We start from the raw sequence: 13,835 nt of genomic DNA on the forward strand, positions 1-13,835 counted from the left end.
GGGGAAGATTAGCGGTGCGCGAAAGCCGCGCGGGCCGCGCGCACCTGCGTGGAAGAGAGGGCGTCGGGCGCGTCGTCCTGCAACTCGAGCCGGCCGGCTGCCGCCAGTGCGCGGCAGCGCCACCAGGCGATCGAATCGCTGACGAACAGCCCGCCGCGGTCGGCGGCGGCCATGATGCTGCCGACGAGGCGCCGCGCGGGCAGCCAGTCGGTTTCGGCGTGCGAGACGATCAGCGCGTCGAGATCGGCATAGTAGCCGCTCTTGATCGTGTTGCTGACCCAGTAGCGCAGTTCGGCGTTCAGGTGTTTCGCCTCCTGCCATTCGAGTGCGAGGCGGCCGATGCGCAGCACCGAGACCGGCGCGGCCGCCGGGCGTTTGCGCGCCAGTTCCGCGGGCGAGAACATCCCGGTCGAGCATGCCTGGTCGGTGCGCGACAGCGCCCTGCGCTGCGCCGGGTCGAAATCGGCGGCCGACAGCCGTACCTCGTTCAGGCGCTGCGGCACGTTGCGCAGGTGGTAGGCGACGCGGCGCAGCAGCAGCTTGTCGCCGACGCTCGGCGCGTGCCATACGACCACCTGGCCCGTGTCCATCGCGAGTTGGTCGAGACGCGCGAATTCGCCCTCGATTTCCGCGTTCCAGTCGGGGATCTGGTCGCCGAGCACGTCGTGCCAGAAGGCGGCGCGCGTGTCGGGCGTCTCGTCGGCGCCCTTGAGCGGTCCGACGCCGAGATCGTCGAGCAAACCGACGACGTGCTCGTCGCGCCCGGCTTGCGCGAGTGCCTCGCGCAGCGACGCGGCGGCGGTGCCGCCCTGAATCACATGAATGGTACTCATCGGCCTGTCGTCAACAAAAGAAAACCGCCGGCCGGGCGGACGTTGTGATGTCCAGCCGGCCGGCGGCCCCTAGTGTAAGCGAGATGTGTGACGGCGAGAAACCGCCCGGCGCCGCGGCGCAATGCCGCTCAACGCTCGTCGTAGCTCACGACGACCTTGTCGCTGATCGGGTGGCACTGGCACGTGAGCACGAAACCGTCCTTCACTTCGTGCTCCTCGAGCGTGTAGTTCTTCTCCATGCGCACCTCGCCTTCGATCACCTTCGCGCGGCACGTGCAGCACACGCCGCCCTTGCACGCGTACGGCAGCGCGAGGCCCGCGCGCAGGCCGACATCGAGCAGGCTCACGCCTTCGTACGGCAGGCGCAGCTTGCGCTTCTTGCCGTCGAGCACGATTTCGAGGTCGGCGGCCGGCGTCTGCTCGGTGATTTCGACGGCCGGCGTGCCGGCTTGCGGCAGCGGCGTGCCGAAGCGCTCGACATGCACCTTCGCCTGCGGCACGCCGGCCGCCTTCAGCGCGGCTTCCGCCGCGTCCATCATCGGCGCCGGGCCGCAGATGAACGCTTCGTCGATCGCGTCGGCGGGCGTCAGCGTGCGGAGGAATTCCGCGCATTTCGCCTGGTCGAGCACGCCGTTGAACAGCTCCACGTCCTGCAGGTCGTCCGACAGCACGTGATAGAGGACGAAGCGGTTCATGTAGCGGTTCTTCAGGTCCTCGAGCTCCTCCGCGAACATGATCGCGTCGACGCTGCGGTTCCCGTAGATCAGCGTGAAGGTGCTGCGCGGCTCGAGTTCGAGCGTCGTCTTCACGATCGCGAGCACCGGCGTGATCCCCGAGCCGCCGGAAAACGCGACGTACTGCTTGCCGTGGTCGGCGTTCAGGTGCGTGAAGAAGCGGCCGTCCGGCGTCATCACGTCGATCGTGTGGCCGGGCTTCAGCGTGTCGAACGCGAAGTTCGAGAAGCGGCCGCCGCGTACGCGCTTGATGCCGATGCGCAGTTCGCCGTCGCGGTCGTAATCCGTCGTGCCGACGCAGATCGAATACGAGCGGCGCGTTTCCTCGCCGTCGATGTGGGTCTTCAGCGTGACGAACTGGCCTTGCGTGAAGCGGTACGCGTCGCGCAGCTCGGGCGGCACGTCGAACGAGACGGTGACGGCGTCGGCGGTCTCGGGCCGCACGTCGCGGATACGCAGCGGATGAAATTGCGGGGTCGCCATATTCAGTAGGGTTTGAAGTAGTCGAAGGGTTCGCGGCAGTCGACGCAGCGATACAGCGCCTTGCAGGCCGTGGACGCGAATTGCGCGAGACGCTCGGTGCGGGCGGAGCCGCAGCGCGGGCAGGCGGGCGCCGCGACCGGCCGCGGCACGAAGCGCACGACGTTTTCCCGTGGCGCGGCGCTGCCGCACTGGCCGACCGGCGGCGCGATGCCGTACGCGCGCAGCTTGTCGCGCGCCTCCTGCGTGATCCAGTCGGTCGTCCACGCGGGCGCGAGCACCGTCTCGATCCGGTGCGGCGGCAGGTCGGCGGCCTGCAGCGCGGCGGCGATGTCCTCGGCGATCTGCGACATGGCAGGGCAGCCCGAGTAGGTCGGCGTGATCACGACCTCGAGCTGGCCGTCGTCCGCGCGGCGGACGTCGCGCAGGATGCCGAGTTCGCGGATCGACACGACCGGAATCTCGGGATCGGGCACGGCTTCCAGCACGTCCCACGCGCGGGCGAGCAGCGGATCGTCGTGGCGCGCGGCGGGTGCGGCGTGGGAGGGGGCAGCGGTCTGGACGGACATCGTCGGGTTCCGTGGCGTTGGCCGGTTACCAGGTTGCGCCGGGATGCTGGCGCGCGAGGCTCTGCATTTCGGCGAGCAGGTAGCCCATGTGCTCCGAGTGCTCGCCCTGCTTGCCGGTCGTCACGTGTTTCACGGGCGCCGGCAGCGCGAGCGTCGCCTCGGCGAGCGCATCGTCCACGTCCGCGCGCCACGCGGCTTCGAGCGCGGCCGGCGCCGGGCCGATGCCCGAAGCGGCGATCGCGTTGTCGATCGCATCGGCCGCGAAGCATTCGCGCGTGTACGGCATCAGGTAGTCGAGCGCATCCTGCGCGCGGCGATGCGATGCGTCGGTGCCGTCGCCGAGGCGCACGAGCCACTCGCGGGCGTGCTGCACGTGATAGCGGGTTTCCTTCACCGATTTCGCGGCGATCGCGGCGAGCTGCGTGTCGGTCGACGTTTCCAGTGCGCTCCATACGTGCAGCATCAATGCCGCGTACAGGAAGTTGCGCACGATCGTCACCGCATAGTCCTTGTCGGCGTGCGCGGTGCCGGAGACCGGCCCGTAGTGCGGCAGCTCGGCGAGCGTGAAGTTCGCGAATTCGCGCTCGGTACGGAAGTACGCGTAGTCGTCCTCGGTCTTTGTCGTGCCGTTGAGCTGGCGCTCGAGCTCGGCCGCGTGCGTATACAGCATGCGCGCCTGGCCGATGAGGTCGAGGCTCATGTTGGTGAGCGCGATGTCTTCCTCGAGGATCGGGCCGTGGCCGCACCATTCGGCGTTGCGCTGACCGAGGATCAGCGCGTTGTCCGCGAGGCGCAGCACGTAGGAGAGGTGTTCGGGCGTGATCGTCATGGCGCGGGCGTTACATGTGGTTGACTTCGTCGGGCAGCGTGTAGAACGTCGGGTGACGGTAGATCTTGTCGCCCGCCGGTTCGAACAGCTCGGCCTTCTCGTTCGGGTCCGACGCGGTGATCGCCGACGACGGCACCACCCAGATGCTCACGCCTTCCTGGCGCCGCGTGTAGACGTCGCGCGCCATGCGCAGCGCCATCGTCGCGTCGGCGGCGTGCAGACTGCCGCAATGCTTGTGGTCGAGGCCCTGCTTGCTGCGCACGAACACTTCCCAGATCGGCCATTCCTTGTTCATCACTTTCTCCTGATTCCTGAATTCGGGTGTTGCCGCTCAGGCGGCGTGCTGTTCGGCGCGGGCGCGGCGCTTCGCTTCGTGCGCGAGCGCGGCTTCGCGTACCCATGCGCCGTCCTCGTGCGCTTTCACGCGGGTCGCGAGGCGTTCCTTGTTGCACGGGCCGTCGCCGTTGACCACGCGCCAGAATTCGTCCCAGTCGATCGTGCCGTAGTCGTGGTGGCCGCGCGCTTCGTTCCATTTCAGGTTGGGGTCGGGCAGCGTCACGCCGAGCACCTTCGCCTGGTCGACCGTCGCGTCGACGAATTTCTGCCGCAGGTCGTCGTTCGAGATCCGCTTGATGCCCCATTTCGCGGACTGGCTGCTATGGACCGAGTCGGCGTCGCTCGGGCCGAACATCATCAGCACCGGCCACCACCAGCGGTCCACGGCCTGCTGGACCATCGCGCGCTGGGCGTCGCTGCCCTTCATCATCGACAGCAGTGCGTCGAAACCCTGACGCTGGTGGAACGACTCTTCCTTGCACACGCGGATCATCGCGCGAGCGTAGGGGCCATACGTGCAGCGGCACAGCGGGATCTGGTTCATGATCGCGGCGCCGTCGACCAGCCAGCCGATCACGCCGACGTCGGCCCAGGTCGGCGTCGGGTAGTTGAAGATGCTCGAATATTTCGCCTTGCCGGCGTGCAGTGCGTCGATCAGCGAATCGCGCGACACGCCGAGCGTTTCGGCCGCGCTATAAAGATAGAGGCCGTGGCCGGCTTCGTCCTGGACCTTCGCGAGCAGGATCGCCTTGCGCTTCAGGCTCGGCGCGCGCGAGATCCAGTTGCCTTCCGGCAGCATGCCGACGACTTCCGAATGCGCGTGCTGCGAGATCTGGCGTACCAGCGTCTTGCGGTATGCGTCGGGCATCCAGTCCTGCGGTTCGATCTTGCCGTCGGCTGCCATCACCGCGTCGAACCGCGCCTGCTCGGGCGACTCGGCTGCGGCGTCGAGCGGTGCGACGTTGCCGGGGATGTCGAGGGATTGCGTGTACATGGCGAGACTCTCGTCCGGTTGAATGTGTGCGAAGTATAAACCAACCGACCGGTCGGTTAATAAATTTCTTGCGGATTTGCGGCGAGACTCGGGTAAACGAGGGACGTCGGGGCGCGATCGGGCGACGCAGCGCGTTCCCGCACGCGAGCCTCGCGCCTTCTGCGGCACAATGCCCGCTTTCCGATGAGGATTTTGCCGATGTCATTCCGAAGCAGTTTCGCCGCGGCCATGCTGGGTGCGGCCGTTCTCGTGTCGCCGCTTGCTGCGTTCGCCGCGCCGGCCGGATGGGTTGCCGCGTGGGCCACCGCGCTGCAGCCGATTCCTGACCTTGCTGCGCCGCCGCCGCTCTATCGCGCGCCCGACGTGGCCGGGCGCGCCGTGCGCCAGATCGTGTACCCGACGGTGTCGGGGCGCGCCGCGCGGATTCGCGTCAGCAATGCGTACAGCCGTGCGCCGCTGGTCATCGAGGCCGCGAGCCTCGCGCGCGCCGGCGAGGGGGCGGCGCTCGCCGGCGGCGCGGTCGCGCCGGTCCGGTTCGGCGGCAAGCCGTCCGTGACGCTCGCGCCCGGCCAGGAGATCGAAAGCGATCCGGTGGCCATCGACGTGGCGTCCGCGCAGCCGTATGCGATCAGTCTCCAGATGGGGCCAAACCAGCGGATGACGGTCTGGCACCGCGTGTCGAACCAGTTCAACTATGTGTCTGCGCCGGGCGATCACGTGAGCGATCCCGGCGCCGCCGCGTTCCGTACCCGTTTTACTCAATTTGCCTGGGTGACCGAGCTGGCAGTCGAAACAGGTCCCGCGCGGGCCAGTATCGCCGCGATCGGCGACTCGATCACCGACGGGCTGCGCTCCAGCGTGAACCGGAACCGCCGCTGGCCTGACGCACTCGCGCGCCGGCTGACGGCGTCGGGGGCCGATTCGGTCGGTGTCGTGAATCTGGGCATCAGCGGGAACCGACTGCTCAGCGATTCCGCGTGCTACGGCACGTCGCTGGCGTCGCGGTTCGAGCGCGATGCGCTGTCGCGTGCGGGTGTGAAGGCGGCGGTCGTGCTGATCGGCATCAACGACATCAACTTCGCGGCGATGCCGCCGCGCGCGGGGCTCGATTGCGACCACCCGCATACGCAGGTGACGGCCGCGTCGCTGATCGACGGCTACCGCCGGCTGATCGAGGCGGCGCACCGCCAGGGCGTGAAGGTTTACGGCGCGACGCTCACGCCGGCTGCGTTGCCGGCCGGGCGTGAAGCGATCCGGCTCGAGGTGAACCGGTGGATCCGGAGCGGCGGCGGGTTCGACGGCGTGGTCGATTTCGATGCGGTGCTGCGCGATCCGGCGCGTCCGAGCGTGCTGCAGCGCCGATATGACAGCGGCGACGGTATTCATCCGAGCGACGCGGGCTACACGGCGATGGCCGACGCGGTGCCGATCGAGCAACTGCAGGCTGCGGCCGGCGGCAAGTGATGGGGCTCTATATATAGAGAGAGAAGTGTGGTCGGCGACGGCGCGGGCGTCGTTGTCGCGTCGCCCGTCGAACCCCCAGCTCCCGTGCGCGGCAGCGCACGGGAGCTTTTTCAAACTTTTTTCACAAAGGGCTTGCGTGGGCGGCGCGAGGTGCATAGAATCACGCCTCTTTCGCGCTCACGGAAACGCGGCGCGGAAGGAAGGGAAGCAGTGCGGTTGGGGCTTGGCAGGAACGGCCTCGGCGGTACGGAAGTTGAGCCCCGCGGTCGCAACGACGTAGTGCAAAAAGTTGTTGACGAGCTGCGAAACACGGTTCACAATCTCGCTTCTCTGCTGCTGAAAACGCAGCGCTGCCGGGAAACACGATGTTCCTCGCAGATTGCTCTTTAAAAATTAACAGCCGATAAGTGTGGGCGCTTGATGGCAGCGAGCTGATCCCCGGATCAGATAGCGAAAGTATCAAGAGTCTCACACTAAAGTAAGTCAGGTTTATGAAGTGATTCATATTCCTGTCAGCTTTGAGTGAGCGACCGGTTCTTAACCGAACCGAAAACAGTAACAGGTTTAAACTGAAGAGTTTGATCCTGGCTCAGATTGAACGCTGGCGGCATGCCTTACACATGCAAGTCGAACGGCAGCACGGGTGCTTGCACCTGGTGGCGAGTGGCGAACGGGTGAGTAATACATCGGAACATGTCCTGTAGTGGGGGATAGCCCGGCGAAAGCCGGATTAATACCGCATACGATCCATGGATGAAAGCGGGGGACCTTCGGGCCTCGCGCTATAGGGTTGGCCGATGGCTGATTAGCTAGTTGGTGGGGTAAAGGCCTACCAAGGCGACGATCAGTAGCTGGTCTGAGAGGACGACCAGCCACACTGGGACTGAGACACGGCCCAGACTCCTACGGGAGGCAGCAGTGGGGAATTTTGGACAATGGGCGAAAGCCTGATCCAGCAATGCCGCGTGTGTGAAGAAGGCCTTCGGGTTGTAAAGCACTTTTGTCCGGAAAGAAATCCTTGGCTCTAATACAGTCGGGGGATGACGGTACCGGAAGAATAAGCACCGGCTAACTACGTGCCAGCAGCCGCGGTAATACGTAGGGTGCAAGCGTTAATCGGAATTACTGGGCGTAAAGCGTGCGCAGGCGGTTTGCTAAGACCGATGTGAAATCCCCGGGCTCAACCTGGGAACTGCATTGGTGACTGGCAGGCTAGAGTATGGCAGAGGGGGGTAGAATTCCACGTGTAGCAGTGAAATGCGTAGAGATGTGGAGGAATACCGATGGCGAAGGCAGCCCCCTGGGTCAATACTGACGCTCATGCACGAAAGCGTGGGGAGCAAACAGGATTAGATACCCTGGTAGTCCACGCCCTAAACGATGTCAACTAGTTGTTGGGGATTCATTTCCTTAGTAACGTAGCTAACGCGTGAAGTTGACCGCCTGGGGAGTACGGTCGCAAGATTAAAACTCAAAGGAATTGACGGGGACCCGCACAAGCGGTGGATGATGTGGATTAATTCGATGCAACGCGAAAAACCTTACCTACCCTTGACATGGTCGGAATCCTGCTGAGAGGCGGGAGTGCTCGAAAGAGAACCGGCGCACAGGTGCTGCATGGCTGTCGTCAGCTCGTGTCGTGAGATGTTGGGTTAAGTCCCGCAACGAGCGCAACCCTTGTCCTTAGTTGCTACGCAAGAGCACTCTAAGGAGACTGCCGGTGACAAACCGGAGGAAGGTGGGGATGACGTCAAGTCCTCATGGCCCTTATGGGTAGGGCTTCACACGTCATACAATGGTCGGAACAGAGGGTTGCCAACCCGCGAGGGGGAGCTAATCCCAGAAAACCGATCGTAGTCCGGATTGCACTCTGCAACTCGAGTGCATGAAGCTGGAATCGCTAGTAATCGCGGATCAGCATGCCGCGGTGAATACGTTCCCGGGTCTTGTACACACCGCCCGTCACACCATGGGAGTGGGTTTTACCAGAAGTGGCTAGTCTAACCGCAAGGAGGACGGTCACCACGGTAGGATTCATGACTGGGGTGAAGTCGTAACAAGGTAGCCGTATCGGAAGGTGCGGCTGGATCACCTCCTTTCCAGAGCTTCTCGCATAAGTTGAGCGCTCACGCTTATCGGCTGTAAATTTAAAGACAGACTCAGGGGTCTGTAGCTCAGTCGGTTAGAGCACCGTCTTGATAAGGCGGGGGTCGTTGGTTCGAATCCAACCAGACCCACCATTGTCTGGCGGTAGGTACCTGAGGCATCTGTACTCATGGGGGCATAGCTCAGCTGGGAGAGCACCTGCTTTGCAAGCAGGGGGTCGTCGGTTCGATCCCGTCTGCCTCCACCAATCTTCAATGACAAGCGTTCGACTTGCGTCGAATCTTTGTCATTGGCGATTGAGCCAGTCAGAGGATATCAACAGATATCGGCTGTCGTTCTTTAACAATCTGGAAGAAGTAAGTAATTTGGATAGCGGAAGCGTCTTGAGATGGACGTGGAAACTATCCGGGTTGTGATTGTATCGATGTATCTCAAGATGATTCGAACTCTATGTTTGACTCAATTGGAATACGGCACAACGCGAGAACTCAACCTGTAGCGGCTGTCGAGAGACAGACTCGTTATAGGGTCAAGCGAACAAGTGCATGTGGTGGATGCCTTGGCGATCACAGGCGATGAAGGACGCGGTAGCCTGCGAAAAGCTACGGGGAGCTGGCAAACGAGCTTTGATCCGTAGATGTCCGAATGGGGAAACCCACTCCTTTTGGAGTATCCATGGCTGAATACATAGGCCATGCGAAGCGAACGCGGTGAACTGAAACATCTAAGTAACCGCAGGAAAAGAAATCAACCGAGATTCCCAAAGTAGTGGCGAGCGAAATGGGATGAGCCTTGCACTCTTTATTTGTATTGTTAGCCGAACGCTCTGGAAAGTGCGGCCATAGCAGGTGATAGCCCTGTAGGCGAAAACAGTATGAAAGAACTAGGTGTGCGACAAGTAGGGCGGGACACGTGAAATCCTGTCTGAAGATGGGGGGACCATCCTCCAAGGCTAAATACTCGTGATCGACCGATAGTGAACCAGTACCGTGAGGGAAAGGCGAAAAGAACCCCGGGAGGGGAGTGAAATAGATCCTGAAACCGCATGCATACAAACAGTCGGAGCCTCGTAAGGGGTGACGGCGTACCTTTTGTATAATGGGTCAGCGACTTACGTTCAGTAGCAAGCTTAACCGTATAGGGCAGGCGTAGCGAAAGCGAGTCCGAATAGGGCGTTCAGTTGCTGGGCGTAGACCCGAAACCAGGTGATCTATCCATGGCCAGGATGAAGGTGCGGTAACACGTACTGGAGGTCCGAACCCACTAACGTTGAAAAGTTAGGGGATGAGCTGTGGATAGGGGTGAAAGGCTAAACAAACCTGGAAATAGCTGGTTCTCTCCGAAAACTATTTAGGTAGTGCCTCGTGTCTCACCTTCGGGGGTAGAGCACTGTCATGGTTGGGGGGTCTATTGCAGATTACCCCGCCATAGCAAACTCCGAATACCGAAGAGTGCAATCACGGGAGACAGACATCGGGTGCTAACGTCCGGTGTCAAGAGGGAAACAACCCAGACCGCCAGCTAAGGTCCCCAAATATAGCTAAGTGGGAAACGAAGTGGGAAGGCTAAAACAGTCAGGAGGTTGGCTTAGAAGCAGCCACCCTTTAAAGAAAGCGTAATAGCTCACTGATCGAGTCGTCCTGCGCGGAAGATGTAACGGGGCTAAGCTATATACCGAAGCTGCGGATGCGTGCTTTGCACGCATGGTAGGAGAGCGTTCCGTAAGCCTGCGAAGGTGCGTTGAAAAGCGTGCTGGAGGTATCGGAAGTGCGAATGCTGACATGAGTAGCGATAAAGGGGGTGAAAGGCCCCCTCGCCGTAAGCCCAAGGTTTCCTACGCAACGTTCATCGGCGTAGGGTGAGTCGGCCCCTAAGGCGAGGCAGAAATGCGTAGCTGATGGGAAGCAGGTCAATATTCCTGCACCATTGTTAGATGCGATGGGGGGACGGATCGCGGAAGGTTGTCCGGGTGTTGGAAGTCCCGGTCGCTGCATTGGAGAAGGCACTTAGGCAAATCCGGGTGCGCAATTCAAGGGTGTGGCGCGAGCTCCTTAGGGAGCGAAGCAATTGGAAGTGGTTCCAAGAAAAGCCTCTAAGCTTCAGTCTAACGATGACCGTACCGCAAACCGACACAGGTGGGCGAGATGAGTATTCTAAGGCGCTTGAGAGAACTCGGGAGAAGGAACTCGGCAAATTGGTACCGTAACTTCGGGATAAGGTACGCCCTTGTAGCTTGACTGGCCTGCGCCAGGAGGGTGAAGGGGTTGCAATAAACTGGTGGCTGCGACTGTTTAATAAAAACACAGCACTCTGCAAACACGAAAGTGGACGTATAGGGTGTGACGCCTGCCCGGTGCCGGAAGATTAAATGATGGGGTGCAAGCTCTTGATTGAAGTCCCGGTAAACGGCGGCCGTAACTATAACGGTCCTAAGGTAGCGAAATTCCTTGTCGGGTAAGTTCCGACCTGCACGAATGGCGTAACGATGGCCACACTGTCTCCTCCCGAGACTCAGCGAAGTTGAAGTGTTTGTGATGATGCAATCTACCCGCGGCTAGACGGAAAGACCCCATGAACCTTTACTGTAGCTTTGCATTGGACTTTGAACCGATCTGTGTAGGATAGGTGGGAGGCTATGAAACCGGAACGCTAGTTTCGGTGGAGCCGTCCTTGAAATACCACCCTGGTTTGTTTGAGGTTCTAACCTTGGCCCGTGATCCGGGTCGGGGACAGTGCATGGTAGGCAGTTTGACTGGGGCGGTCTCCTCCCAAAGCGTAACGGAGGAGTACGAAGGTACGCTAGGTACGGTCGGAAATCGTGCTGATAGTGCAATGGCATAAGCGTGCTTAACTGCGAGACCGACAAGTCGAGCAGGTGCGAAAGCAGGTCATAGTGATCCGGTGGTTCTGTATGGAAGGGCCATCGCTCAACGGATAAAAGGTACTCTGGGGATAACAGGCTGATACCGCCCAAGAGTTCATATCGACGGCGGTGTTTGGCACCTCGATGTCGGCTCATCTCATCCTGGGGCTGTAGCCGGTCCCAAGGGTATGGCTGTTCGCCATTTAAAGAGGTACGTGAGCTGGGTTTAAAACGTCGTGAGACAGTTTGGTCCCTATCTGCCGTGGGCGTTGGATATTTGAAGGGGGCTGCTCCTAGTACGAGAGGACCGGAGTGGACGAACCTCTGGTGTACCGGTTGTCACGCCAGTGGCATCGCCGGGTAGCTATGTTCGGAAGAGATAACCGCTGAAAGCATCTAAGCGGGAAACTCGCCTTAAGATGAGATATCCCTGGGGACTAGATCCCCTTGAAGGGTCGTTCGAGACCAGGACGTTGATAGGTCAGGTGTGTAAGCGCAGTAATGCGTTCAGCTAACTGATACTAATTGCCCGTAAGGCTTGATCCTATAACAAGTCTGTTTTACAGACAGCGGTTGAATGACCGCGATGTGCTGATACGCACAACCCCAAAATTACTGCTTCTTCCCAGATTGGTCGCGTTGCGAAGCAACGTGACAACCCCCTTTGCCTGATGACCATAGCGAGTCGGTCCCACCCCTTCCCATCCCGAACAGGACCGTGAAACGACTCTACGCCGATGATAGTGCGGATTCCCGTGTGAAAGTAGGTAATCGTCAGGCTCCCTAAGCCAAGAACCCCCGCCCGACAAGGCGGGGGTTTTTGCATTTCGGCGACGGAAATGCGCGTCGACGGTCAAGCACAATGCGGCCGGAACTGATGCGTCGATGACGTCGACGCGGGCCGCGCTCGTATCCAGTCGGCGCAAATTCCCTCCGTCTGCTGGGTGGCTCAGCACCCGCAAATAGCAATTGGCGTCGCTGAGGTCGGCATCCTCTCGTTATCGACTCGAAGTGGCGACACGTTCGGCCGATAGCCGGTCCGCTCGATCGCCTGTTCGCCGGAACTCCATGTCGAGGATTTGCACAACGCCATGTGGCTTGGCGCAATGGTTCTTGCCGTCAGGATATTTGCCATCTCGTCCCATCTGCATGCGTACGGAAGCCTTCTCCCGCGAAAATTGCGGCGCTCGTTCCATTGTTACGAGATCCCTCCTGCGTTTTTCGCGACCGTGTCGGCTGCCGGTGTGAGCGTCGTACGGCTTGCGGCGCAGCTGAACTCCGACGTTTCTTGTCGAAGGTACGGAATGATCGAGGCGCCATGAAGCGGCACGACAGAGTTGCGTCGGATAACGCAAAGTGGTGCTATCAAGTGCCGTTCGTCGCCTAATCCGCCGGATATCATCCGGATTCGACTCATCCGAGGCGGTGAGCACCCGGTTCGCGGCAAACGTAACGATCCGGCTGGAGTGCCAGTTGTAACGCCTGTGAGTCGCCCTGCAGGCGCTATCAATCTTTTTAACGAGCATGGGGCGGCCGCCTCAGAACACGTAGATTTCCTCGATGAGCGAATAGGCGGTGCCGCCGAAGCAGGCGCTTCCTTCTTCGATCGGCGCAAAGTGCGCGCCGTTTGCGTCGACGCCGGTCGATCGCACCGCGCACGTCGTGCTGAGATCGCGCAGCGCGGAATCCTTGGTTGGCGGAAACCGGCGTGTTGTGCCCCGGCCTTATTCCCGAGTCGGCACGGGCATCGCTGGGCAGCGCGCGCCGGTCATCAACGCCGCGGGGCAGAGGTCAGCTTTCCAGTGCCTCCGGAAGTATGAGGTGCGGCGAAAGCCCCTGCACCGAACCCCGCGCAACTATTCACATTCAGCTGAACGAGATGGGCGTCGTGCGGGCACGCAGGATGTCGTGTGTACGCGGAGGATTCGCTGCGATAAGCCGACCAGATGCTGACGTTGGTCGGCCAGCGCGACGGGGAGAGGTAGCGGGCACCGTATTTCAGGACGTTTGCCAAGGTCGTGGTGCGGGGCGTGTGGGGCGCGCCTGGTGACCGTATATCATCCCCGAGCAAAGGCTGCAGCACGCCCCCCAGGCAGGTCGCGCTGTCGGATTCGGCGGGCGGGGCGCTGTCGCCGGCCGGGACGGGATAAACGGACGCATCGTTGGTCCGCCGTGCATAGGCGATCGCGTCCTGATTCATCGGCCATGCTGCGGTCGAACCGTTATGCGTCGAGCTCAGGCAGCGGACGTCGAGCACGCGGGCTTCAACTGATCATATGCGGCGAGAGCTGCTGCCGCTCCGGAGCGTCTCTCGGCGTGGTTTTTATCCTGGGCTTGCTGACGGATCTTCGCGATCGGGCTCGAGCGACACCGGGTGTCAGTGGCTGCGGCATGTGCGGCCGGTCCGCCCAAGGCCGTGAAGGCAATCGCAAGAGCGAGCAGGTGCATGGGAATCCACGCGGGAAGATGACGGAAGGCGAGGGTTGGTATCGCGCCGGCCGTAGGTTCGCGTGGGGGATTTCATCCGGGCGCGGCGGTGCCGTTGCCATGGCGCCACCACCGGAAGGTTCGGATAACCCCTTGCCGGGTACCCCGGGCAGTTCGAGCCTGGCCGCGGCGACGCGGGT

The 13,835-nt window shown here is 61.5% G+C and carries 7 protein-coding genes, 2 tRNA genes and 3 rRNA genes; 6 read left to right on the forward strand and 6 right to left on the reverse strand.

Annotation, left to right across the window (positions count from 1 at the left end):
• Positions 1-8: 8 nt before the first annotated feature.
• The 6 genes from WJ12_RS01270 to paaA all read right to left on the reverse strand — a co-directional run bounded on the left by WJ12_RS01270 (position 9) and on the right by paaA (position 4,775).
• Entirely contained in the window at positions 9-833 is an 825-nt protein-coding gene (locus WJ12_RS01270; protein ID WP_049030972.1) for a DUF1835 domain-containing protein, read from the reverse strand.
• Between the two features lie 128 nt (positions 834-961).
• Positions 962-2,050, reverse strand: a complete 1,089-nt coding sequence (paaE, locus tag WJ12_RS01275) for a 1,2-phenylacetyl-CoA epoxidase subunit PaaE (RefSeq protein WP_069245526.1) — start codon at positions 2,048-2,050, stop codon at positions 962-964.
• A gap of 2 nt (positions 2,051-2,052) precedes the next feature.
• On the reverse strand, positions 2,053-2,616 hold the full coding sequence (gene paaD / locus WJ12_RS01280) for a 1,2-phenylacetyl-CoA epoxidase subunit PaaD (protein WP_069245527.1): 564 nt from the start codon (positions 2,614-2,616) through the stop codon (positions 2,053-2,055).
• A gap of 25 nt (positions 2,617-2,641) precedes the next feature.
• On the reverse strand, positions 2,642-3,445 hold the full coding sequence (paaC, locus tag WJ12_RS01285; protein WP_034188016.1) for a 1,2-phenylacetyl-CoA epoxidase subunit PaaC: 804 nt from the start codon (positions 3,443-3,445) through the stop codon (positions 2,642-2,644).
• Positions 3,446-3,455: 10 nt separating this feature from the next.
• Positions 3,456-3,740, reverse strand: coding sequence for a 1,2-phenylacetyl-CoA epoxidase subunit PaaB (gene paaB / locus WJ12_RS01290; protein ID WP_034188015.1), 285 nt, complete (start codon positions 3,738-3,740; stop codon positions 3,456-3,458).
• 36 nt (positions 3,741-3,776) lie between these two features.
• On the reverse strand, positions 3,777-4,775 hold the full coding sequence (gene paaA / locus WJ12_RS01295; RefSeq protein WP_069245528.1) for a 1,2-phenylacetyl-CoA epoxidase subunit PaaA: 999 nt from the start codon (positions 4,773-4,775) through the stop codon (positions 3,777-3,779).
• Between the two features lie 198 nt (positions 4,776-4,973).
• On the opposite strand from paaA, the gene WJ12_RS01300 reads away from it, so the two are divergent.
• The 6 genes from WJ12_RS01300 (at position 4,974) to rrf (ending at position 11,988) form a co-directional block, all read left to right on the forward strand.
• A complete protein-coding gene (locus WJ12_RS01300; protein WP_069245529.1) occupies positions 4,974-6,239 on the forward strand; it encodes an SGNH/GDSL hydrolase family protein in 1,266 nt (421 codons plus the stop codon).
• Positions 6,240-6,805: 566 nt separating this feature from the next.
• A 16S ribosomal RNA gene (locus tag WJ12_RS01305) occupies positions 6,806-8,338 on the forward strand.
• Between the two features lie 64 nt (positions 8,339-8,402).
• Positions 8,403-8,479 (forward strand) — tRNA-Ile (locus tag WJ12_RS01310).
• Between the two features lie 37 nt (positions 8,480-8,516).
• A tRNA-Ala gene (locus tag WJ12_RS01315) sits at positions 8,517-8,592 on the forward strand.
• A gap of 280 nt (positions 8,593-8,872) precedes the next feature.
• Positions 8,873-11,754 (forward strand): 23S ribosomal RNA (locus WJ12_RS01320).
• A gap of 121 nt (positions 11,755-11,875) precedes the next feature.
• Positions 11,876-11,988: ribosomal RNA gene (gene rrf / locus WJ12_RS01325) — 5S ribosomal RNA — on the forward strand.
• The 16S, 23S and 5S rRNA genes sit together here with 2 tRNA genes alongside, the layout of an rRNA operon.
• Positions 11,989-13,835: the final 1,847 nt, after the last annotated feature.

It is taken from the genome of Burkholderia seminalis (genome assembly GCF_001718535.1).
Taxonomy (GTDB): domain Bacteria; phylum Pseudomonadota; class Gammaproteobacteria; order Burkholderiales; family Burkholderiaceae; genus Burkholderia; species Burkholderia seminalis.

What these genes read in the sequence shown, in the direction of transcription:
- WJ12_RS01270 (WP_049030972.1), bottom strand. Translation starts at nt 833, where the DNA reads ATGAGTACCATTCATGTGATTCAGGGCGGCACCGCCGCCGCGTCGCTG.
- paaE (WP_069245526.1), bottom strand. Translation starts at nt 2,050, where the DNA reads ATGGCGACCCCGCAATTTCATCCGCTGCGTATCCGCGACGTGCGGCCC.
- paaD (WP_069245527.1), bottom strand. Translation starts at nt 2,616, where the DNA reads ATGTCCGTCCAGACCGCTGCCCCCTCCCACGCCGCACCCGCCGCGCGC.
- paaC (WP_034188016.1), bottom strand. Translation starts at nt 3,445, where the DNA reads ATGACGATCACGCCCGAACACCTCTCCTACGTGCTGCGCCTCGCGGAC.
- paaB (WP_034188015.1), bottom strand. Translation starts at nt 3,740, where the DNA reads ATGAACAAGGAATGGCCGATCTGGGAAGTGTTCGTGCGCAGCAAGCAG.
- paaA (WP_069245528.1), bottom strand. Translation starts at nt 4,775, where the DNA reads ATGTACACGCAATCCCTCGACATCCCCGGCAACGTCGCACCGCTCGAC.
- WJ12_RS01300 (WP_069245529.1), top strand. Translation starts at nt 4,974, where the DNA reads ATGTCATTCCGAAGCAGTTTCGCCGCGGCCATGCTGGGTGCGGCCGTT.